Genomic DNA, 22,294 nt, shown 5'->3' with positions numbered 1-22,294 from the left:
TTCGCTGGGCTGCGTTGGCCTCGTCCCTGGACAATTTCGCGCGCGGGCGATGGCCCGATTTTCATCCCTAACGCGCGGTTCATGTGGCGTTCAGGCGGAATCGCTGATCCTCTCCGGTCAGTACGCTCCGGGTGCCATTGGACGTCGGACTATGCAGAGTTGGTTGTCGTCTCAAGGCAGGTTGTCCTGCGAGGCCCCCGTCGCGCCGCAATTACCTTTCAGGAACTGGCGACTGTCGTGTCGCGTTGTTTGGGTTAACTGGAACGTGCAGTGTGCCCGTTCCGGTGTCACTTTCCTATCAGCGGCTTAGGTGGGAACCATGCCGAAGGGCGAAATAAGCTCTCTTTCACGGCGCGACCTCAGAATCGACTTTTTTCGCGGCCTGGCGCTGATCTTCATCTTCGTGGATCACGTGCCGGACAACGTGTTCGCGAAATTCACCCTGCGGAATTTCGGTTTCGCGGATGCTGCGGAAGTGTTCGTGCTGCTTGCGGGCTTCTCCGCTGTGCTGGCTTACAGCCGCACGTTCGAGCATCAGGGATTCAAGGCCGGCACGCTGCGGGTCTATGAGCGCGTGCGCGACATTTATTTCTGGCACCTTGCGCTGATTGTTATCTGCGGCATCGGCCTCACGCTCGCGGCGGCCTACTTCGGCAAGTTCTCATACGCCAAGAATATCGGCGTACATGTCTTCTCTATCGATCCGCTGCGCTCAGCGGTGCAGGCGGCGTTGCTCGCCAATCAGCCGAACCTGCTCAACATCCTGCCGCTCTACATTGTGTTGCTGATGTTCTGGATGCCGCTTGTGCTTTGGCTCATCCATCGCAATCCATGGCAGGCGCTGGTGCTGTCGTTTGGTCTGTGGGCCGTCGCCAACGTGGTGACGATGAACCTGCCGAGCATGCAGCATTCGCGAGGTTGGGTATTCAACCCGTTTGCCTGGCAGCTCATCATAACTGTCGGCGCGTTGACGGCGCACTTCACGCGCAAAGTAACGGTGCAGGCTTCGCGCCCACTCGTTGCGCTCGCTGCTGCTTATCTCGCTTTTGCGTTTATCGCTATCGCGCCATGGACGCAGATTCCGGGCTTGGAACAGACGCGTTTGCTTGCGGCGAATCCGCTCGGGCATATGGATAAAACTTACGTCTCTCTTTGGCGTCTTATGAACGTTGTAGCACTTGGCTATCTCGTTCTGGTGCTGATGGCCCCTCAAAGTGCGTTTCTTACGCGTCCTTGGGCGATGGCTATAGGTCGCTGTGGCCGTCACTCATTGGAAGTCTTCTGCGTTGGCACAATCCTGTCATTTATCGGTTGGATTGTAATGGTTGAACTCGGTAAGGGACTTGCTCTACAGATCCTGATCAACACCGTGGGTATCGGGATACTGTTGGGGACTGCATGGATAGTAGCGCAGCGCAACCGCAGCACCGATTTTGGCTTCGTGCCATCGCTGCGCCGGTTTGCAACCGTCCGTCGATCCGCTGCGCCTTCGCAGCAATTGCAAGCATAGCTGTCTCGCTGGCGTTGGTTTCGCCCGCGTCAGCCAACGCCACCTGTGAAGCACCGGATACGCTGGTGCGTTTCAAAGCGCCGCTACCGAAGTTCACGGCGGCGCTCGCTGATGGCAAGCCTGTCAGCATCATCGCTCTGGGTTCATCGAGCACGCAGGGTGTTGGCGCCTCCAGCCCCAACGCCAGTTATCCGGTAAAGCTGCAGGCAGAACTGCGCCGTCGCTTTCCGGGCAGCACCATCAAGGTCGAGAACATGGGCGTCGGCGGTCAGCTCGCCACGCATATGCTGAAGCGCATCAAAAAGGATGTGATCGCGCGCAAGCCCACGCTGGTCATCTGGCAGACGGGCGTCAACGATGCACTGCGCGGCGTTCCGCTCGACAAGTTCCGCGCCACCGTAGTGGCGGGCATCGAGCAGATGCAGCAGGCCGGCATCGACATCGTGCTGCTCGACATGCAGTATTATCCGCGCTCCGAAAAGGTCAGCAGCTTCCCGCTCTATCTGGCTTCCATTCGCCAGATTGCGGAGCAACGCGGCATCCCGGTGCTGCGGCGCTATGCGATCATGAAGCATCTGGTCAGCTCGGCCCAATACACGGCGCAGCAGCTGTTGGCGGCCGATGGCTTCCACCTCAGCGATGCCGGTTATGGCTGCCTGGGCCGCATCGTGGCCGAAGCGCTGCAGGATGAAGTGGGCGATGCTTTCACGCCGCAAAAGGCAGTAGTGCAGATGAAGTATCCTGCCGAAACCGCCAAGCGCGCTGGCACGCTGAAGGCGCCGCTGCGCTGATCATCGTCACTGAGACGGCCAACGGCTGAATCAAAAAAGAGGCGCCCGGAACATTCCGAGCGCCTCTTTTGTTTTCGAACGCAGCATCGAAGCAGCAGGATGCGCACCAGCACGCTGCCGATGTCAGGTGTTATCCGGCTTCTCGCGGCTCAGGCGATAGAGGTTCTGCAGCAAAGCATCGAGGCCGGCACCGCCGCCGTTGCCGCCGGTGTGCAGATCGATCCGCCCCACCTTCTCGACCAGCTTCTCTAGCGCCTCCAGCTCCTTCAGCCGCAGCAGCAGCGGATTGTCCTCCATCAGCTTCGCGGTGTTCAGCAGCGAGCGTGTTGCCGCTGTCTCCTCCTGCCTGCGGATCAGGTTGGCCTTCGCCAGACGCTCCGCCTCTACAACCTTGTTCAGCAGCTCGCGCACGTCACCCGGCAGGATGATGTCCTTGACGCCAATTGCCCCGATCTCGACGCCCAGATCCGCAGCTCGCTCGGCGACGAAGGTTTGCACCTCGCGATCGATCGTGTCGCGCGCTGCCAGAATTTCATCCAGCGTCCGCGTCGCCACGGCTTCGCGAATGGCAAACTGCACCAGCCGATAAAGCGTGCCCGCGACATCCGCCGCTGCCTTGGTTGCTTTCTCCGGATCGGTCACCTTGATGAACGCCGTCAGAGTGATGCGGATGGCAACGCGATCCTTGGTCAGGATCTCCTGCGCCGTCACCTCAAGCGGCTGCGGACGCATGTCCACCTTCGCGATCTTCACCGTGCGCCCAATCTGCCAGAACGCGTGGAAGCCCGGCGACAGCCGCTCCTTCAGCTCGCCATCGACGGTCAGCAGGCCGGTCTCGTGCGCGTCGACAATCGCAAACACGACCAGCTTGGTCGCGTTGGCGAGGTCAATCCGATTGATATGCTGCTTTGCCACGCGCAGTTCGTCAGCGGTGTCGATCACTTCGATATCAACGGCCGTCAGCACGCGCCAGAACGCACGTGTGCTGTTGGGGGGCACCAGATGGCGCGGCGTCCCGTCGAGTGAAACAATCGCAACTTCGGTCGGGCTGGTCTGCACCAGCTCCAGGTTCTGCTCGGCAACCGCGCGGTGCGTGCGCTGAAGCAGCAGCGCGCGCTCGGCGTTCAGTTCCGTACGGACCACCTTCACAATTTCAGCGCTGAGCTGGCGCAGCGGATCGAACGCAATTGTGCGTCCTGGCGCCAGCAGGCGCTCAAAGCGGCCGTCGCGGTAAAGAAACGCGCGCTCATCGTCGCGCACTGTAATGTCGAACCAGAAGCCGAACTTCCGCATAATACTATCCAATCAAATATCGGCCCAATCGAAGCCGCGAAGGTTGCCGGTCCGCTAACCACATCAAGAAGCACGGGCCACGGCTTGAGCCAGGCCGCGCCGCCTTCTGCGCCGGGTTGCGGCCGCTGCTCTCCGGATGGTTGGAACAGCGCCGGTGCCCGTGCTCCGGCATTGCGGTCAGGCGGTATCCGCCATGGCGCAAAGCGCCTCAAGTGTTGCCCCGAAGGGCCGGAAAGCAGACCGGCTTCCCCAAGTTCAAGATGATGCTTCGAAGGCATTCGCGGGATTCGAACCCGCACAGCAAGATCCCTATTCTTGTGCTCAACCATTGAGCGGTCGTGTGGAGAAGCCGAAGGGAATTGAACCCCCTTCCTCCCGGTCTGACCGGGTGCTCTACCGGTGAGCTACGGCCTCGGCTCTTTCTGTTGAACGCGGAACACGCAATCCGCAACGCGGCGCGCGCCAGACGGAGCTCAGCGAGTCCGTACACATGGCCTTCAACAAGCCTTGCAGTAAATCGGCAATTCCGGCGGAATTAAAGCGCGGTTCGATCTTTTGGTGACACTGCGTGTCAGCAATCACACCGCGTCGAACGGGTGGCGTTAGGGCCGCAAATCGGTTAGCTGAGGAAAGGGTAACAGGAAGAGCAGATGACTGGCCTTTCGCGCACCCTTGAGCATGCACGCGATCGCTATGACGTGATCGTTGTCGGTTCCGGTTACGGCGGCGGCGTTTCCGCCTCCCGTCTGGCGCGCGCAGGCAAATCGGTTGCCGTGCTCGAGCGCGGGCGCGAGGTGCTCGCAGGTGGTTTTCCTTCCCGCTTTCCCGATCTGAAAAACGAAATGCAGGTGACGGGCAAGAAGCTCCGCACCGGTCCATCTTCCGCGCTTTACGATGTGCGTCTGGGCGAAGACATGCACGTTCTCGTCGGCTGCGGGCTGGGCGGCGGCTCGCTGATCAACGCCGGTGTCGCGCTGCGCCCGGATGATCGCGTGTTCGAAGATCCATGCTGGCCGGATGAAGTTGCGCGCGACGGGCTGCTAGATGAAGGCTTTCGCCGCGCCCGTTTATGGCTCAATCCGCAGCCAGATCCGCGCGCTGACAGTTTCACCAAATATCGCACGCTGCAATCCGCAGGCGCCGCGCTGGGTCATTCAATTGTGCGGCCCACCATCACAGTCAGCTTCGAGCCGCAGACCAATGTCGTCGGCGTCGAGCAGCCGGGCTGCACCCGTTGCGGCGATTGCTGCGGCGGTTGTAACGTCGGCGCAAAGAATTCCGTCGCGCTGACGTATCTGCCCGACGCGGTGCGCCATGGCGCTGAGTTGTTCACCCATGCTGGCGTGCGTTATGTGCGCAAACAGCCGGATGGTACGTGGGCTGTGCATGTGCGCCGTCTGGACCGTAAAGATGACAGCGACGAAATTGTGCTGCGCGCCGATATTGTGATCCTCTCTGCGGGCACGCTTGGCACCAGCGAGATTTTGCTCCGTTCCCGCGCGCACGGCCTGGCGCTTTCAGATCGCGCGGGCGCCAGCTTCTCGGCTAACGGTGACATCATCGCCTTCGGCTATGGCGCGCGCGAGCCGGTGAACGCGGTCGGGATTGGGTATCCAGCCAAGCTGGAAGGCGTTGAGATTGGTGCAGCCGTTTCGGGTCAGCTCGAAATTGACGACGATAGCGTGCTGGCCAACGAACTGCGCGTGCAGGAAGGCGTGCTGCCATCGGCGATCGCTCCCGTGCTGCCGGTGCTGTTCCTCCCCAACGGGCGTTTGCTCGGCGCACTGCAGAGCCTCGTCAACGGCGTCTACAAAGGACCATTCGCGCGTCTGCAAACCTTCTTTGCGGTGTCGCACGACAGTGCGTCAGGCCGCTTTGTGCTCGATGATGATCGCCTTTCGTTGCGCTGGCCGGACGCAAAGAACGAGCCTGTCTATGCGCGTCTCGATGAAATTCTGTCCAAGGTCGTGGCGCAGTCCGGCGGCAGTTACGTCAAGAACCCGCTGTCCGGCACGGTGATGGGCCATCAGCCCGCCACCGCGCATCCGCTCGGTGGCGCGGGTATGGGGCGCGATAGCGGGACGGGCGTCATCAATCACAAGGGGCAGGTGTTCGACACCGGAGCAGGTCACGGCACGGGTGATGTGCACGCGGGGCTTTACGTCGTCGACGGTTCGGTGATGCCCCGTTCGCTCGGCGTCAATCCGCTGCTGACGATCACCGCGCTGGCGGAGCGAACGTTGCTGCTGATGCAGCAGGATTTCGGTTTGTCATTCGATGCCGAACCGCTGCAGGGCGTGCGTGCAACGCCGCAGGATCTGTCACCGTTCCTCGCCGCGTAATCACGCACCGGCGGCTCCCTCCCTTTTGCACCGGCGACTGCCCTTCGGGCAGCCGGCCGCCGGTGCATGGTTGGGATGAAGCAAGCCGCCGGTGCAAACCAAAATAAAAAGGCGGGCCGCCCTGTTGGAGCAGCACCGCCTGTTTTTATCGCACCAAGGTATCAAGTCACGTCAGCCGCTATCACGCGCTCTTGCGATACTTGATCGGCTCGTCAACGCCCTTCGTCGCATCGCCACCGCTGTAGGAATGCGCGCCCGTTCCGGCAAGCTTGCCCTTGTCGACGATCAGATACTCGGTCCGGATCGGTTTGCCCGCGAAGTAGTTCTCCAGAATTTCGCGGGTGCCGGCGGCGTAGCGTGCCTGCGCCGAAAGCGACGTGCCGGAGATGTGGGGCGTCATGCCGTGATGCGGCATCTTCCGCCACGGATGATCCTTTGGCGCGGGCTGCGGGAACCAGACATCGCCCGCGTATCCAGCAAGCTGTCCGCTTTCCAGCGCCTTCACCACCGCGTCACGGTCAACGATTTTCGCCCGCGCCGTGTTGATGAGGTATGCGCCGTGCTTCATCTTCGAGATCATCTTGGCGTCGAACAGATGCTCGGTTTCCGAATGCAGCGGCGCGTTGATTGTCACCACATCGCAAACTTTCACAAGCGACTCGACGTCCTTGTGATAGATCAGACCAAGTTCTTTCTCGACTTCCTTAGGCAGGCGATGCCGGTCGGTATAGTGCAGCTTCACGTCAAAAGGTTTCAGGCGACGCAGAACTGCCAATCCGATGCGCCCTGCGCCCACCGTGCCGACGTTCATGCCTTCCAGATCGTATGAGCGCTCCACGCAGTCGGCGATATTCCAGCCGCCCTTCTTCACCCATTCATACGACGGAAGATAATTGCGCACGAGCGACAGGATCATCATCACCACATGCTCGGCGACGCTGATCGAGTTCGAGTACGTCACCTCCGCAACGGTAACGCCGTTCTTCATCGCGGCGTCCAGATCGACATGATCCGATCCGATGCCTGCTGTAATCGCCAGCTTAAGCTTCTTCGCTTTCTTCAGCCGCTCCTCGGTGAGATACGCAGGCCAGAACGGTTGCGAGATCACGATATCGGCGTCGGGCAGTTCCTTTTCAAAAACCGAATTCGGGCCATCCTTGTCCGAGGTCACAATAAACGTGTGGCCCTGATCCTCGAGAAATTTGCGCAGGCCAAGTTCGCCTGAAACGCTGCCGAGCAATTCGCCGGGCTTGAAGTCGATTTTCTTCGGCGTCGGCAGTGTCTGCCCGCCGGGATAGTGATCGAGCTTTGGGATGTCGTCGCGGGCATAGGACTTCGGCTGCCCGTCGACGGGATCAGGATAAAGTACGGTGAGTATCTTCGCCATGAGTGCCATCCTCCGAGTTCGGATCTGAGGAAGCGTCCCGTTGCTATGGCTGCGTTCGCCGCAATTTTGCGGCCCGATGGATGCTGTGAGCGCTTCCAGTAACGTGTGCGGTCGAGGTCGACCAGATCACAGGCAAGGGCAGCCGACCCGCGCATCTTTGACGTATGCAGTCGCATGCCGCAGACAAGTGCTGCGCCATGGCAATTCTACGATGAAGTCGATGGCGATGATTTAATCAGAATGCAGATTATTTATCTATTTCACCGGCGGCCTGCTTCCCGGAGGAGAGTCGCCGGTGTAAAAAGACCCTCACCGGCGGCCGGCGGCCAACTTCCCCGGAGGGGTGTCGCCCGTGCGAAAGGACCCTCACCTGTGGCCAGCTCCCCGAAGGGGTGTTGCCGGTGCAAAAAAAGTATTCAGTGCACGCCGGGCATCGGCTTGCGTACGCGCAGCAGGTTCACTGGGCGCGCCTTTACGGGCTTTGCCGCAGCCGCTGCGGCCTGTGCTGCGACGGGCGCTGCCGGCTGCTGCTGTCCGCTTCGGCGACGCAGAGACCACCACTTGCGCGTCGCAGGTGTTTCCTTGCTGTTCGATTCAAGGAAGGCCAGCACGGCGCGCACATGACCCACGAACTCGTCGCGGCGCGCATCGCCCGAGCCATCGCCCTTCAGCATCAGCTTGCGCCAGCGGCCGGTCCAGGTGCCGGGAAGTTGCTTGATCCAGCGGTTGGCCGCTTCAACCTTCACGAACGGCTCATCGCTTTCCTCGGCGGCGTCCAGCACCACGCGCAAAGCAGCGATAACTGCATCGATATTGCCTGCCATCCCGCCCCTCCGCGCCTGACGTTCCCCGGCGGCAGTTTAGCGGCTTTCCAGCGCCAGTACACCGCAAGATCGGTAGGAATCGACGTAACGCACTGCAAATCCGTGTGAAAGTGACTTTTGGGGCGCGCCGGGTTGTCAGTGGAGGTTGGAGACGATCACATCAACCGTTTTCAGGCGCCCGCGCCGGCCTGCACATGCCGGGCGGAATTATCGAGAGTGATCATGCGGCGATCGTGGGATCTGTAACTGCCGTTGGTCGCAGATCGCATGCAGGGCATGTTGCAGCGCGCCGTAGTGGCCAAGCTCGGGCAGCAGATGACGCTCTGCATTCGGCAGCAGCGTCGCCAGCCGCTCCGACATTATCGGCGGTGTCCAGCTGTCGCGGCCGCCCTGCCAGATGATTGTTGGCGTCTTGACCCGTGTCGGCAGGCTCGACCACGGTCCCACATAGGCCAGAATTTCGCGCCGATAGCCGGCGCTACCGTTCGCAAAGCATTGTTTCAGAATGCCTTCCATCGTGCGACGGAATTCTGCATTCCGGGCCATGCTTTCAGACCCATCGGCGAACAACGCGCGATACAGCAGGCCCGGACAGCGGCGGGCGAACCAGCCCTGCATGGCGCTGTGCAGCCGAAACAGCTTCGGGCGCGCCGCCGCCATGCTGAATATCGCCCGGCCCGCCATCGCGTTGATGTGGTCGCTGCCATCCAGCGGACCGGCCGGCGAGATCAAATCGATCTGCGCCACTTCCGGCCCGATGCGGCCCGCCAATTCCAGCGCGGTTCTGGCGCCGAGCGAAAATCCGATCAGGTGCACCGGCCGGTTGTCGGCATAGGCCTGCACGCGGCCGGCGAGATCATCGGCGTAGGCCACGGCGTCGAGGTCTGGTCTGTCGTTCGCGCGATCGGGCGCGAACGTGCCGTTTAGCGCCGCGGGCGGACGGCCGAATAGCTGCAGCTCCGATGGCCCGCCGGGAAAGCCATGCAGATAGACAATCGCCCGATCGGACAGAACCATTGTGCAAGCTCCGCACCATTCATTCAGGGGCGGAGGTATTGAAGAACACGTATGGCTGCGATGTGGCCGCCGGAGCGTTTGAAAATCAGCCCGTAGGGCTCAGCTCGCAAGGCGACCTAAGCGCTTATTAGCGCCGCCCATATGCGGAGCGCCTTCAGGCGCGTGAGCTGAGAGAGAAAAACGCGCGCAGGGTTGGCGTGGCGGCTAAGCGCAAATAAAGTTGGTGGAGCCGAGGGGAATCGAACCCCTGACCTCTGCAGTGCGATTGCAGCGCTCTCCCATCTGAGCTACGGCCCCGGTCGTTGGCGGATTTAGGATGTCGCGCCGAATCTTGTCAAGAAAAGCCAAAGCGGCGCGCGGCACCCTCGGCACAGCAGATAGAGCGTGCAGGGGTGCGCCCAGCACGGCGGCATCAGGCAAGCGCGGCGCGCTGGGAATGCCAGCATTCAAAAGCAGGCTCAAGTTCGTAGAGGTTCAGCAGCCGCTGCGTTGAGGCAGCAAATCTCAGGCACGGGCGCACACTCGGCGCACATCAGAACTCACGCGCAGGCCGGCAATCGCCGGGGTGTCCCGTCGCGATTTAAACCAGCTTGTGCAGTGAGTTAATTGGAGCGGGCGATGAGATTCGAACTCACGACCCTTACCTTGGCAAGGTAATGCTCTACCCCTGAGCTACGCCCGCTTCCATTTGGGTATCAACGCCGCGAAGTGCAGCGGAGGCCGCGTTATGGCGCAACTCCGCGGGCTTTGCAAGCGTCTTCAACAACACCGGGTGCGACCGGATCGCCCGATGCAATTTTGGCCTATTTTCAGCCCTTTTGGCCGGTGGCGGCGCTGAAATAACCCTGCAGGCGGCACTGGCTATAGCCCGCATCGGCAAACAAACGCTTCACTTCGTGCAGGGCGATCTGACGGGTTTCGCCCACGGTTGCCGCGCAGCCCTGTTGCGGCGCGGTGCAGCACATCAGGGCGAAGACGTGCCCAAGCCCGTTGGTGTTGGCTGGCTTGGCGGCGCAAGTCGCGGATGAGGCACGACAGGAGCTGGCCGCTTTTTCCTTGGCTTCGTCTTGGGTTGCCCCCCAGACGACCTGGGCGGAATTTTCCAGATTCGGCGCAAATGCCGCCCAACGCTCCTCAGTCCCCGCGAGAGGCGCTGATCCGAACGCGACAAAGCCCAGCGTGGCGGCAACGGTTATCGGGATGGATAGAAGGGCACTTCGGCGCATCGGGTTTCCTGCATTCAGGGCAGGCGGATGCTAGGGCCGGCTCAGTCCCGTATCAAGACATCGCTCAACACTATGCTAACCGGATTGGCCAGGGCGTTGAGTTTGCAGGATGGTTTGGCGGCGTAAGGGCGAGCTACGCGTTATCTGCGGCGCAGCAGTGGCGCGCTCTTCACCTCTAATATGCAAATGCTGGGCCTATATACTGCCGCATCGCTTTGCCAATTGCTTCAGATCCATCGCCCTGGCCTCGACAATCCATGACCGATCCAGCAGCAGTCACAATCATACAGCCCGCTTCCCGCCAGAAGTTGTTTGAGCGGCTGGCCGAGCTCGGCATCGAGACCGTCACGGTTGAGCATCGGCCGCTGTTCACGGTGGCTGACAGCGCTGATCTGGAGCGCGAGCTGTCCGGCGCACACACCAAAAATCTGTTCCTCAAGGACGACAAGGGCGCGCTGTTTCTGGTGGTCGCTCAATCGACGACAAAAGTCGATCTGAAGGGATTGTCACGGCAATTCGGAGCTGGTCGCTTCAGTTTCGGCAAGCCGGAGCTGCTGCTTGAGGTGCTGGGCGTCACGCCTGGCTCGGTCACGGCATTCGCGGTGATGAACGATGATGCGCTCAGGGTCCGCGTGATAATCGACGCCGCCTTGATGGCGCATGACACCATCAACTGTCATCCGCTGGAAAACACTGCCACCACCAGCATTGCCCGCGAAGATCTGCTGCGCTTCATACGTGCCGGTGGGCACCAGTTGACGATTGAGACGTTGAGCCGGGTGGAAGATCGCCCGCCGCCGTGAGATGGCTTGGCTGGACAGCATTGGCAGCTGAGAGAAACGGTGCCGCTTGTAACAGAAGCGGTGCATGACGATCTGGGGCTTAGTTCCGGGGCTGGCCGCCATGTGGAATTGAGCCGCTGGTGAAGTTTTTGTATTGAGTTGCGCACTGGTGACAGGCTTACTGACGCGCCGCGAGGAGAAACAAAGTATGGAATTTGATTTGACGGCATCGGCCGCAGGCGGCGGTGGTGCTGACATCATCAAAGATTCAACCACGGCGACTTTTGCCAAGGACGTGCTTGAGGCATCGCGCAGCGTTCCGGTCATTGTCGACTTCTGGGCGTCCTGGTGCGGGCCCTGCAAGCAGCTCACCCCGATCCTTGAGAAAGTTGTTCGCAGCTACAACGGCAAGGTGCGGCTGGTGAAGGTGAACGTCGATGAGCATCCCGGCATCGCCGGTCAGCTCCGCGTTCAGTCCCTGCCGACGGTCTATGCGTTCCGCGATGGCCGCCCGCTGGATGGGTTCATGGGCGCCCAGCCGGAAAGCGCCGTCAAAGCATTTGTTGAGCGCTTGCTTGGCGCCGACGAGGAAGCCGACATCGCCACCATTCTCGCGACGGCCGAGCAGACGCTTGAGGAAGGCGATGTGCAGGCGGCGGCTGAAATCTATGCGGCGGTGCTGCAGCAGCATAAGGACAACGCCACTGCGCTGGCCGGTCTGGCGCGCTGCTATCTGCAGACAGGCGACATCGATCGCGCCGATCAGATGATCGCTCTGGTGCCACAGGCCGAAGCTTCCATTCCCGCCGTGCAGCAGGTGAAGGCAGCGCTGGAGCTGGCTCGCAAGGCTGGCGATTCCGGTGAGCTCGGTGTGCTGGTGCAGCGCGTCGAGGCCAATCCCGCCGATCATCAGGCGCGTTTCGATCTCGCGGTGGCGCTGGCCGCACAGAACAAGAAGGCCGATGCAGTCGAGCATCTGCTTGAACTTGTGCGTCGTGACCGGAAATGGAACGATGAGGCCGCGCGCAAACAGCTCGTGCAATTTTTCGAGGCCTGGGGCTTCAAAGACCCCGCGGCAATCGAAGGACGCCGGAGGCTTTCTTCGCTGCTTTTCGCCTGATTGATTTTGTCGATGCAAAGCCTCATCGGAGGCGGAAGGATTATGACCTGTGTCACCGACCGATCGTTACCGGCGCCCTGCAGACCTTCCGCCCCGGATTCCTGTTTTCCCGCTACGAGGCGCCATTCTGTTGCCTCGCGCCACGCTGCCGCTGAACGTGTTTGAGCCGCGCTACCTTGAAATGCTGGAAGATGTGATGGCGGGCGATCGCCTGATCGGCATCATTCAGCCGGCCGGTCAGGGCAGCGACGATGAGGAAAGCCCGCGTGAGATTGTGCCGCTGCGCTCCATCGGATGCGTCGGCCGCGTCACGTCCTATCAGGAGGTCGACAACGGCCGCCTGTCGATCACGCTCACCGGCGTCACGCGTTACGACATCATCGACGAAGCGCTGACGGATCGGCCCTATCGCGTCATGAGCGTAAGTTATGATCGCTACGCCAGCGATCTCACCGAGGGGCTGGGCGAGGAATATGTCGATCGCCCCAATCTGCTGCGGGTGCTGCGGGCTTATCTCGACGCCAACAAGCTGGAGGCAGACTGGGCCGCGATTCAGCGCGCATCCAGCGAGTTCCTCATCAACGCGTTATGCGTCATGTCCCCCTATGGCGTGGAAGAAAAGCAGGCGCTGCTGGAAGCCGCCGACTTGAAAAGTCGGGCTGAAGTGCTGGTGGCGCTGGCAGAGATGGAGCTGGCGTCAGGCGGCGGCAGCGGCACCACATTGCAATAACGTCATTGGCCTGATCGCTGCTGCGCCCTGCTTCTGCGAATAGGTCAATGGCCGGAAGATAAGGTAGCGTCTCCATGTCGGATAGCACCGATAGCTCAGACATCCCGGAGCACAGTGTCGATCGCAAGCTGCTTGAGCTGCTGGTTTGCCCGCTGACGAAAACCCGGCTTGAATATGATGCCGCTGCGCAGGAGCTGATAAGCCGTGCCGCGGGTCTGGCATTTCCGATCCGCGACGGCATTCCGCGCATGCGTATGGAAGATGCTCGCGAACTGGATCAGTCGCCGCGCGATTGAGCAATGTTCAACGTTGCCGCTGTGCCGTTGCTGGGCGCCCGTTGGCCATTTTCGAAACGGCAGCAGCCTCGGCGGATCTGTTCGCTGCGACAGTAGAGCCTTCGGTTAACCAAGCTGCTTCAGCGTTTTGAAACGCGCGCCGTCGGATGCTCGCGCCTGATTTTGGTGGGCGTTCGGGTGCGTTGGCGTGGGCGACAAAGGTTTGCATTCTTCTGGCGCGTCAGATGACCCGCTCGCTCACAACCGCGTGGGCGAAGAGGCGGCATCGCCGGCCGTCGATGGCGCCGAAGCTGCACTGTCCGGGCGTTCCGATCACGATGTGTCCGCGCTCGCCCCAGCAGGTCCACGCCGCGCATGGCTGCAACCGGGCAATTCTCTCGCCTACGTTTGCGCTCTGCTGATTGCCGGCCTTGGATGCATCGGGCTGATGCTCGCCTTGCTGCCCAATCCGCTATCACTATTGCAGATCATCGGTGTGCTGGGTGGTGCGCTGACAGGCTGCGGTATTTTCTTCGCCCTGCGCTGGGTTGCAGACAGACGCGCGCAAAAGCGGCAATCGCCTAACGGTGGCATCAACAGCGATCTCGAATGCCTGCATGATGCGCGCTGGGAATTGAGCGAGAACGAAGCCCGCTACCGCGCGCTGCTCGATACGCAGGAGCAGGCCATCGTCAGGCGGGACGCAAGCGGCAATGTCACGTTTGCCAATCGCGCATTCCGCGAGATGTTTTCCAACGCTGGCGAAGTTGTTGAAGGCCAGCCGTTTGCAATCGCCGTCAGTGCCGACGACAACAGCGCGCCGCTGTCGGCTGCCGATGGTGTACGCTCCAAGCGTTATATGCAGCACGCAATCACGACATCGGGCGAGCGCTGGATCGCGTGGGAAGAGCAGGTCGTAACCGCGCCCGGCGGCAATGGCGGCTATGAAGTGCAGGGCGTCGGGCGCGACGTCACCGAGCAGCGGCGCTGGGAAATGGATCTGGCGGAGGCACGCGATCAGGCTGAAGCGGCAAGCCGCGCCAAGAGCCGCTTTCTGGCTGCCGTAAGCCATGAGATCCGCACGCCGATGAATGGCATCATCGGTATGTCGGGTCTGCTGCACGATACCCCGCACACGCCTGAGCAGGAAACCTACATCAAGGCGATTGATCATTCCGCGCGTAATCTGCTCGCGCTGATCGGTGACATCCTCGACTTCTCGAAAATCGAAGCCGGCAAGCTTGTCCTGCTCGAAGCCCCGTTCAACCTGTCCAATTGCGTGCAGGATGCGGTCGAGCTTCTCGCGCCGAAAGCCCATGAAAAAGGGCTCGAGATTGCTTGGTCGGTAAGCGGTCTTCTGCCGGAATTGATTGTCGGCGACGAAACGCGCGTGCGCCAGATATTGCTCAATCTGCTGTCCAACGCCGTCAAGTTCACCGACAAGGGTGGCGTCAGTGTGCGCGTCATGCCGGTGCCGGGCTCGTCGTTGAGCAGCGCCGATATCCCCCTCATTGTTGAAGTGCAGGACACCGGCATTGGCCTCACCGCAGCCGAAGCGGAAGCTGTATTCGCTGAGTTTGAGCAGACCGAAGCTGCTGTCCGTCATGGCAAGGGCGGAACAGGGCTCGGCCTGGCAATCTCGATGCAGCTGGCGCAGGCAATGGGCGGAGATGTCAGCGTCAGGAGTGAGCCCGGCAACGGTTCGGTGTTCACCGCCAGCCTGCATGTCAAGCGCACGCCAGAGGTGGAGCACGCGCAGGCATTGCAGCCGCTGGATGCCGCCCATCACCATGACGCGCGCGTGCTGCTGGCGTTCGATCGTTCTCTGGAGCGACGCGCGCTGTCAGAGGCGTTGATGCAGGTGGGAGTCACCGCTGCGGAGTGCGAGTTTGAAGGCGCCATCGCAGCGCTCGAAGCGGCTGCGCAGGCCGACGCACCTTTCGACCGCATCATCATCGATGGCAGTGTCGGGCCATCGGCCGCGGGTACGTTGCTCGCGACTGCCCGTGGCTTCAATCGCCAGGGCAAGGTTCTGGGCGCCGTGCTGATCGACGTGTTCACTCGCGCCGACCTGGCCGATTTCCGCGCCCTTGGTTTCGATGCTTACCTCGTTCGGCCTGTGCGCCCGTCGTCCATGCTGATGCATCTCGGCTTGCGTCCGGTGGCCGCCACCCAGGCCGCAACACCGCAGCTTCCGCTGGCCATTTCTCGCGATCAGCACGGCATCACAGCGCGCCCGGCCTCGCCCCGTCGGGTGTTGCTGGTTGAGGACAACGAGATCAACGCTCTGCTGGCCAGCCGCGTGCTTGAGAAATGCGCCTGCGATTATATTTGCGCGCGCAACGGCGCCGAAGCCATCGCCGCTGTGCGTGAAACACTGAGTGGCGAAACCAAAGCCTACGATCTCATTCTGATGGACGTCTTCATGCCGGAGGTTGACGGCATCGAGGCCACCCGCACCATCAAGGCGCTTTATGCCGATTGCCCGCTGCCGGTTGTTTCTCCGCCGGTGGTAGCGTTGACGGCAAACACCTTTGCCGAGGATCAGGCCCGTTATCGCGAAGCCGGAATGGACGACTATCTGGCCAAGCCATTTGACCGGCGCGATCTGGAAGCGTTGCTGGACCGCTGGTTCGGTCAGTTGTCCCTCGCCAGGGCTCAGTAGATAGCCCCTGGTGCCGGCGACTTTCAGCGCCACGCCCATTCCGAATGATCTGGCATGCAGCGGCTGCTGCAACTCGGCGCATCATCCGTTCGTTAAACGCCGTCAGTTATGCTGACGCGATGGAACTCCTGGCGGGTATCGATCCGTGGCTGGCGTTGGGTGTCGTGGTCGCGACTGCGGCGACAGACGCCGTCTACGTCATGTTCACGTCATCGGTCATCGCGCGCAAACGGGTGGCCGCAGCCAACTGGAGCGCGCTCTGGTACACGCTCTCCTCGTTCGCGGTCATCAGCTACACCAACAACTGGGTCTACGTTGTTTTTGCCGCCGTCGGGTCGTGGATCGGTGCCTATGTCACCATGACGTTCCTGCATGGCGGCACCGGCAAGCCGCCCGCGCCCATTACGCCCGAAGCAACCGATTAGCCGCGCCGTGCAGGACGAGCCTGCGGCACCTTTGCCTTAGCCCGCGTGCTCCCATTCACAATCCGGTCAAAGCTTCAGCGCGGTAAGGTTCTGTTAGGCCTTTTGGCGTTCATCGGGTCGCAGGTCTGCCGCGCCGAGCAGGTCTTTGGGGCAATCGCACACCTTCCCGCCGCCGCATTTGTGCGCGTATTGTTGTCGCCTCTGGAGACTCCATGCGCCGTTTTCGCAAATTCATGCGTCCGGTTCCCCTGCTCGCGCTTGTCGCGGCGGTGCAGGTCGCGCTCGTTCTGGGTCAGAGCCATGCCCTCATGCATGCGCGCCAGCACGCCGCCGGGCACATCCATCATTCAGCAGCTGACCACGCTAGCGCACATCGTAAGTCGCCGGCGTTGGCGTGCCGCGCCATCGTGCAGCACAAGAGCTGCAACGATGCTCCGGTACGTGACGAGAACCATGATTGTTCGCTGTGCTGGATCACGGCGACCGCCAGCGGTGGCATGCTTCCGGTGGTCAGTGCGTTGCAGCCGCGTGCCGATCGCGTTGCCATTGCGGTCGCTCCGCTGTCCACGCCACTTGCCATCATCTACAGCACGGCTGATTTCGATGCGCGCGGGCCGCCGTCAGCATAGGCCCGATTTCTGTGCGTGCGCGCGGACCGTCTTCGCATGCCGCTGCTATCTCGTCCCCTGCAACCTGAATTCCGCCCATGACGCTGGCCGAAGCCGCGCGGGCCCAAGTGAGGACCACACCATGCGCACGTCACTTCGTTCCTCGATTGCGATGATCGCTGTGGCAGCGATCGCGACAACCGCCGCCGCCCACGATCACGACAAGGATCACAAGCACGACGGCCATGATCACAGCGGCCACGAACACCGCGAACTCGGCGCGCACGTGCACGGACGTGGCACGTTCAACATCGCCATCGAAGGCAACCGCGTGGCGCTGGAGCTAAAGGCGCCCGGCATGGATATCGTCGGCTTCGAAAGCGCGCCGTCCAGTGATGCGCAGAAGGCCGCGGTAGAGAAGGCTAAAGCCACGCTCGCAAAGCCGCTGGAGCTGTTCACCCTCCCTGCCGCCGCCGGTTGTTCCGTTTCTGAAACCGACGTGCACCTGCATGGCGCGAAGGACGATGATCACGCTGGCGCCGAGCACAAACATGATGATGGTCACGATCACGGCAAACATGATCATGCCGATCACAAGCACGATGATCACAAACATGACGGCCACGACCATGCGGACCATAAGCATGATCACGCAGACGACAGCGGCCACACCGAGTTTCACGCCAAGTACACGCTTGAATGCACCACGCCGGCCGCGCTGACGTCGCTTGCATTCGATTACTTCAAGAGCTTTGCCGGTGCGCAGTCGCTGGGCGTCAACGCCATCAGCGAAAAAAGCCAGAGCACCTTTGAAGCCACGCGCGACAAGCCGAGCATTGATCTGGGCGGGCTGATGTAATGTCGGCCGCTACGATTGCCAGCCCGGCGTCGGCTGCCAGCAATGCCGATGATGTCGTGCGCATGCGGGACGTGAAGTTCCGTTGGCCCGGTGCGCGCGGCTTCGGCCTGCAGATTGACAGCTTCACCCTGCCAGCACGCGCGAAGGTGCTGCTGGTCGGGCCGTCCGGCACCGGCAAGTCCACCTTCCTCAGTCTGTTGTGCGGCATCGTTGCGCCGTCATCGGGCACGCTCGAAGTGATGGGCACCGACCTCACCCGGCTGTCGCACAGCGCGCGCGATCGCTTCCGCGTCGAGCATTTCGGCATCATCTTCCAGATGTTCAACCTGCTGCCCTATGGCTCGGTGCTGGATAATGTGATGTTGCCGCTCAGCTTCTCATCGGTGCGTGCGCGGCGTGCATCTCAGGGCGGTACGGTGGAAGCTGAAGCACGTCGTTTGCTCGATAGCCTCGGCCTCGATGCGCATCAGTTCGCCAATCACTCCACCGCCGCGCTCAGTGTCGGGCAGCAGCAGCGCGTCGCGGCGGCCCGCGCATTGATCGGTGCACCGGAGATCATCGTCGCCGACGAGCCGACCTCCGCGCTCGATCGCAATCGCCAGCTTGCATTCCTCGATCTGCTTTTTGCCGAAGCGGACAAGGCTGGTGCTGCCGTTATCATGGTCAGCCACGAGGAAGAGCTCGGCACGCGCTTCGATCAGGTTGTGCGTCTCGACGAAATCTGTCGTGCGCAGCGGGGGAGTGCAGCAGCATGAGTGCGCCCCGTCTGATCGTTCCGCGCCTTGCGATGCAGTCGCTCAGCAATCGTGCGCTCACCGCGTTTCTCACCGTGCTCGCCATTGCGTTCTCGGTGATGCTGCTGCTGGGCGTTGAAAAGGTGCGCAACGGCGCGCGCCAGAGTTTCGCCAACACCATATCCGGCACCGATCTCATTGTCGGTGCGCGCAGCGGCAACATTCAGCTGCTGCTGTATTCCATTTTCCGCATCGGCAACGCCACCAACAACGTCACCTGGAAAAGCTATCAGGACATCACCAACCGGCCGGAGGTTGCGTGGTCGGTGCCGCTGTCGCTGGGTGACAGCCACCACGGTTTCCGCGTGCTCGGCACCACGCCTGAATACTTCGAGCGCTACAAGTATCGTCGCGGCCAAGGCCTCACGTTCGCTGAAGGCAAGCCGTTCGCGGATCTGTTCGACGCGGTGATCGGCGCCGACGTTGCCAAGGCGCTGGGCTACAAGGTCGGCGATCCGATCGTCGTCGCGCACGGGCTCGGTTCGGTTTCATTCGTCGAGCACGAAGACAAGCCTTTCCGCGTCGTCGGCATTCTGGAGAAGACTGGTACGCCGGTCGATCGCACCGTGCATGTCAGCCTCGAAGGCATCGAGGCGATCCACGTTGACTGGCAAACCGGCATGCCGATGCCGGGCGAGAACATCACGGCCGACGAAGTGCGGCAGATGGATCTGACGCCGAAGTCGATTACCGCCGCGCTCGTCGGCCTCAAGTCGAAGCTGGCCACCTTCCAGCTTCAGCGCGCCATCAACGAGTACCGGCAGGAGCCGCTATCGGCCATCATGCCCGGCGCGGCGCTGCAGGAACTGTGGAGTCTTGTCGGCACCGCTGAAACTGCGCTCGCGGTCGTGTCGATGATGGTGGTTGCAACTGCGCTGCTCGGTATGGTGACGATGATCCTGACAACGCTGAACGAGCGACGGCGCGAGATGGCGATCCTTCGTTCCGTCGGTGCTCGACCCACAACCGTGCTTGGCCTGCTGGCGACGGAAGCAGGCTTGCTCACGCTGGCCGGAGTCGCGCTCGGCGTCGCAATGCTCTATGGCGTGCTGCTGGCCCTGCGACCGTGGGTGGATGCAACGTATGGCATCACGCTGGCCATTGATCCGCCCACCGCGCGCGAGTGGATGATGCTTGGTGGCATTGTCGTTGCTGGTTTTCTGGCAGGATTGTTACCGGCGTTGCGCGCCTATCGCATGTCACTTGCCGATGGCATGACGGTGCGCACGTGATGGAGTGTGAGAGATGAAGCATCATTTTGCTGCAGTTGTGCTGGCCTTCGTAGCGCTGCCGATCGTGCTTGCGGCGGGCGCGCATGCGGATGCGCCGGTTGATCTTAAATGGTCGCAGCTGATGCCGCCGATCGACCCTGCGCAGCGCAAGCCAAAGACGTTCTTTTCCGGCGCCACGCCGCAGGCTGAAATGAACGCGCAGGCCGCCAATCAGCCGCCGATGCCTGACCAACCCGCAGGCGGAGAACACGATGGCCCGCTGCCTCCGTCGAGCTATCAGGAGGGTGCCTTCATGTCGATGAAGCGCCGTCAGCCCGGCGCCAATCTCCCGCCTCGCGTCGTGAAGGAGCTGGATGGCAAGCGCGTGCGCATCGGCGGTTATGTCGTGCCGCTGGATTTCGAAGCGACGACCATCAAGGAGTTTCTGCTGGTGCCGTTTGTCGGCGCCTGCATTCACGTGCCGCCACCGCCTGCCAACCAGATAATTTATGTGAAGTCTGAGGAAGGCTTTGAAGTCGCCGGTCAGTTCGATCCGGTCTGGGTGACGGGGACGATCACGACCGAGCCCGCGATCACAGGGCTTGCCGACACCGGTTACACCATCGCGGCTGAAGTGGTGGACCGGCGCAAGGAATAGCGCGCAGGAACGATATCGCACCACGCTGCGCCGGTGCGCAGACGCGATCTGACACAAGGCGCGCCGCTAATCATCAGGCAAGGCCGCCACGCACCCGCTCGGCTATCGCCTGCATGATTTGCAACGCAAGCTCCGGCTCGGTTGCTATCAGCTTCAGGAACATAGCCCTGTTGACAACAGCAACCTCAGTCGCAGTGCATGCCGTCGCGCTCTCCTTGCGGTGGCTCTCTTCCATGAGCGCCAACTCGCCGAAGATCTCCCCCGGCCCTATTTGAAACTGCCGGGTCGCACCGTCGGTTATTTCGACGGTTCCACTACACACGATATACATTGCCGTGCTCGCGTCGTTTCTGCAGAAGACAGGCGAGTTGGCAGCAAATTGGCGTAGCGGCATATCGCACCGCGACAGTACGGAGATATCAAAAATTATTCTGGACACGGATCTGATGTCCTGAAAAACGCAAGATAAAGAAATCATCTTAAACGAAATTCAGGTCGCTGAGTAGAGGGGTCTTGCGGCACGTGGCGGTGTCAGGACCGTGCAAAATAAAGCGTGACGAAACGCTCATAGATGCGGGTCAGCGTTTCCAGTTCCGCCACCGGCACGCGTTCATCCACCTGATGAATGGTGGCGTTCGTCAGCCCCAGTTCAATGACGGGACAATGATCCTTGATGAAACGCGCGTCCGATGTTCCGCCACCGGTAGACAGCCGCGGAGCAGCGCCGGTCACTTCACGCACCGCAAGCTGCGCTGTTTCCATCAGCGGTCCGGTCTGGGTCAGGAACACGTCGCCGGTGCCGGAAAACTTGATCGTATAACGCGCATCGACTTCCAGCGCCGCCGCATCGCACACATCGCGCAGTCGCGCCTCAAGATCGGGGCGCGTGTGTGCTTCGTTGTAACGCACGTTAAAGCGCGCGCGCGCCAGGCCAGGGATCACGTTGGTCGCGGTGTTCGGCACCGAGATTACGGTGACGTTCAATCGTGATGGTTCAAAGTGCGTCGTGCCTTCATCCAGCATCAGCGCGGAAAGCCGGTCGATCATGCGCGCAATCTTCGGCACCGGATTATCGGCCAGATGCGGATAGGCGGCGTGTCCCTGTTTGCCCTCGACGATCAGTTCGCAATTCAGCGAACCGCGACGGCCGATCTTGATCTCATCGCCCACCACATCCTTGCTGGAGGGTTCGCCGACGATGCAGTCGTGCAGAATTTCGCCGCGTTCCTTCAGCCAGCCAAGCAGCTTGGCGGTGCCGTTGATGCTGTCGCCTTCCTCGTCGCCCGTTATCAGCAGCGAAATCGAGCCCGGTATCTTGTCGCCGCGCGCCAGTATGCGATGCACCGCCGCGATGAAGCAGGCGATCTCGCCCTTCATGTCGACCGCGCCGCGCCCGTAAAGAATGCCGTCACGGATTTCGGCTGCGAACGGTGGCGAAGTCCACGCGTCCACATCACCCGCCGGCACCACATCGGTATGCCCGGCAAAGCACAGGTTGGGACCTGAGTTGCCGAGCCGCGCATAGAGGTTCTCGACATCGGCAAAGCCCGGCTCCGAAAACGTCATGCGATGGCACTCAAAGCCCGCAGCGGAAAGGATGCCCTCCAGCAGTGTCAGCGCACCGCCCTCAGCCGGGGTTACGCTTTCGCAGCGGATGAGTGCCTGCGCCAATGCTACCGGGTCAGCGGGGGTCGTCATGTGTCGGTCATTCCTTGCATGTGACGGCTGGCGGATCGCCGCTAGAGTAATCACCATCACTAAAGCGTTTCGGTATTAT

General features: G+C 61.5%; 21 protein-coding genes and 3 tRNA genes. 14 read left to right on the top strand and 10 right to left on the bottom strand.

Annotation, left to right across the window (positions count from 1 at the left end; all coding sequences use genetic code 11):
• The first annotated feature begins 319 nt into the window (after positions 1–319).
• Positions 320–1,510, top strand: coding sequence for an OpgC family protein (locus tag C6Y62_RS03020; RefSeq protein ID WP_173952717.1), 1,191 nt, complete (start codon positions 320–322; stop codon positions 1,508–1,510).
• Positions 1,399–2,301 carry an SGNH/GDSL hydrolase family protein gene (locus C6Y62_RS03015; RefSeq protein ID WP_246274255.1) on the top strand — a complete coding sequence of 301 codons (903 nt, stop codon included), beginning with the start codon at positions 1,399–1,401 and terminating at the stop codon, positions 2,299–2,301. The genes C6Y62_RS03020 and C6Y62_RS03015 overlap by 112 nt, the downstream gene beginning before the upstream one ends.
• Positions 2,302–2,424: 123 nt before the next feature.
• Here the strand turns inward: C6Y62_RS03015 and C6Y62_RS03010 are convergent, their stop codons facing one another.
• Both C6Y62_RS03010 and C6Y62_RS03005 read right to left on the bottom strand, forming a co-directional pair.
• Positions 2,425–3,594, bottom strand: a complete 1,170-nt coding sequence (locus C6Y62_RS03010; protein WP_173952715.1) for a slipin family protein — start codon at positions 3,592–3,594, stop codon at positions 2,425–2,427.
• 341 nt (positions 3,595–3,935) lie between these two features.
• A tRNA-Leu gene (locus C6Y62_RS03005) sits at positions 3,936–4,008 on the bottom strand.
• A gap of 236 nt (positions 4,009–4,244) precedes the next feature.
• Between C6Y62_RS03005 and C6Y62_RS03000 the strand changes: the two genes are divergently transcribed.
• A complete protein-coding gene (locus C6Y62_RS03000; RefSeq protein WP_173952714.1) occupies positions 4,245–5,936 on the top strand; it encodes a GMC family oxidoreductase N-terminal domain-containing protein in 1,692 nt (563 codons plus the stop codon).
• Between the two features lie 181 nt (positions 5,937–6,117).
• Here the strand turns inward: C6Y62_RS03000 and C6Y62_RS02995 are convergent, their stop codons facing one another.
• From C6Y62_RS02995 to C6Y62_RS02970, 6 genes are all read right to left on the bottom strand, one after another.
• Positions 6,118–7,323: an NAD-dependent formate dehydrogenase gene (locus tag C6Y62_RS02995; RefSeq protein WP_173952713.1), complete on the bottom strand. Its 1,206-nt coding sequence runs from the start codon at positions 7,321–7,323 to the stop codon at positions 6,118–6,120.
• A 416-nt stretch (positions 7,324–7,739) separates the two neighbouring features.
• Complete coding sequence (locus tag C6Y62_RS02990; RefSeq protein ID WP_173952712.1) at positions 7,740–8,147, bottom strand: hypothetical protein; 408 nt, start codon at positions 8,145–8,147, stop codon at positions 7,740–7,742.
• A gap of 207 nt (positions 8,148–8,354) precedes the next feature.
• The gene (locus C6Y62_RS02985) at positions 8,355–9,164 is read right to left on the bottom strand and encodes an alpha/beta fold hydrolase (protein ID WP_173952711.1); all 810 of its coding nucleotides are present in this window, start codon (positions 9,162–9,164) and stop codon (positions 8,355–8,357) included.
• Positions 9,165–9,385: 221 nt separating this feature from the next.
• Positions 9,386–9,461, bottom strand: a tRNA-Ala gene (locus C6Y62_RS02980).
• Positions 9,462–9,771: 310 nt separating this feature from the next.
• Positions 9,772–9,846 (bottom strand) — tRNA-Gly (locus C6Y62_RS02975).
• Between the two features lie 127 nt (positions 9,847–9,973).
• The gene (locus C6Y62_RS02970) at positions 9,974–10,390 is read right to left on the bottom strand and encodes a hypothetical protein (RefSeq protein WP_173952710.1); all 417 of its coding nucleotides are present in this window, start codon (positions 10,388–10,390) and stop codon (positions 9,974–9,976) included.
• A gap of 257 nt (positions 10,391–10,647) precedes the next feature.
• On the opposite strand from C6Y62_RS02970, the gene C6Y62_RS02965 reads away from it, so the two are divergent.
• The 11 genes from C6Y62_RS02965 (at position 10,648) to C6Y62_RS02915 (ending at position 20,517) form a co-directional block, all read left to right on the top strand.
• The gene (locus tag C6Y62_RS02965) at positions 10,648–11,193 is read left to right on the top strand and encodes a prolyl-tRNA synthetase associated domain-containing protein (protein ID WP_173952709.1); all 546 of its coding nucleotides are present in this window, start codon (positions 10,648–10,650) and stop codon (positions 11,191–11,193) included.
• A gap of 187 nt (positions 11,194–11,380) precedes the next feature.
• Complete coding sequence (gene trxA, locus C6Y62_RS02960; protein WP_173952708.1) at positions 11,381–12,292, top strand: thioredoxin; 912 nt, start codon at positions 11,381–11,383, stop codon at positions 12,290–12,292.
• A 49-nt stretch (positions 12,293–12,341) separates the two neighbouring features.
• The gene (locus C6Y62_RS02955; protein WP_173952707.1) at positions 12,342–13,022 is read left to right on the top strand and encodes an LON peptidase substrate-binding domain-containing protein; all 681 of its coding nucleotides are present in this window, start codon (positions 12,342–12,344) and stop codon (positions 13,020–13,022) included.
• A 74-nt stretch (positions 13,023–13,096) separates the two neighbouring features.
• Positions 13,097–13,318: a Trm112 family protein gene (locus C6Y62_RS02950; RefSeq protein WP_068461943.1), complete on the top strand. Its 222-nt coding sequence runs from the start codon at positions 13,097–13,099 to the stop codon at positions 13,316–13,318.
• A gap of 187 nt (positions 13,319–13,505) precedes the next feature.
• Entirely contained in the window at positions 13,506–15,962 is a 2,457-nt protein-coding gene (locus C6Y62_RS02945) for an ATP-binding protein (RefSeq protein WP_173952706.1), read from the top strand.
• Positions 15,963–16,090: 128 nt separating this feature from the next.
• Positions 16,091–16,387, top strand: a complete 297-nt coding sequence (locus C6Y62_RS02940) for a hypothetical protein (RefSeq protein WP_173953067.1) — start codon at positions 16,091–16,093, stop codon at positions 16,385–16,387.
• A 212-nt stretch (positions 16,388–16,599) separates the two neighbouring features.
• Entirely contained in the window at positions 16,600–17,016 is a 417-nt protein-coding gene (locus C6Y62_RS02935) for a hypothetical protein (RefSeq protein WP_173952705.1), read from the top strand.
• Between the two features lie 121 nt (positions 17,017–17,137).
• Positions 17,138–17,854: a zinc uptake protein ZrgA gene (zrgA, locus tag C6Y62_RS02930; protein ID WP_198491315.1), complete on the top strand. Its 717-nt coding sequence runs from the start codon at positions 17,138–17,140 to the stop codon at positions 17,852–17,854.
• Positions 17,854–18,609, top strand: a complete 756-nt coding sequence (locus C6Y62_RS02925; protein WP_173952704.1) for an ABC transporter ATP-binding protein — start codon at positions 17,854–17,856, stop codon at positions 18,607–18,609. The genes zrgA and C6Y62_RS02925 overlap by 1 nt, the downstream gene beginning before the upstream one ends.
• Entirely contained in the window at positions 18,606–19,880 is a 1,275-nt protein-coding gene (locus C6Y62_RS02920) for an ABC transporter permease (protein WP_246274253.1), read from the top strand. The genes C6Y62_RS02925 and C6Y62_RS02920 overlap by 4 nt, the downstream gene beginning before the upstream one ends.
• 13 nt (positions 19,881–19,893) lie before the next feature.
• On the top strand, positions 19,894–20,517 hold the full coding sequence (locus C6Y62_RS02915) for a DUF3299 domain-containing protein (RefSeq protein ID WP_173952703.1): 624 nt from the start codon (positions 19,894–19,896) through the stop codon (positions 20,515–20,517).
• A 73-nt stretch (positions 20,518–20,590) separates the two neighbouring features.
• On the opposite strand, the gene C6Y62_RS02910 is transcribed toward C6Y62_RS02915, so the two are convergent.
• Both C6Y62_RS02910 and dapE read right to left on the bottom strand, forming a co-directional pair.
• Positions 20,591–20,956: a cyclic nucleotide-binding domain-containing protein gene (locus tag C6Y62_RS02910; RefSeq protein WP_173952702.1), complete on the bottom strand. Its 366-nt coding sequence runs from the start codon at positions 20,954–20,956 to the stop codon at positions 20,591–20,593.
• A gap of 92 nt (positions 20,957–21,048) precedes the next feature.
• Positions 21,049–22,215, bottom strand: coding sequence for a succinyl-diaminopimelate desuccinylase (gene dapE, locus C6Y62_RS02905; RefSeq protein WP_173952701.1), 1,167 nt, complete (start codon positions 22,213–22,215; stop codon positions 21,049–21,051).
• Positions 22,216–22,294 lie beyond the last annotated feature (79 nt).

Source organism: Hyphomicrobium sulfonivorans (assembly GCF_013306565.1).
Taxonomy (GTDB): Bacteria; Pseudomonadota; Alphaproteobacteria; order Rhizobiales; family Hyphomicrobiaceae; genus Hyphomicrobium_A; species Hyphomicrobium_A sulfonivorans.
Note: the sequence above shows the minus strand (reverse complement) of the source record. Positions and strands in the feature narration are given on the sequence as shown.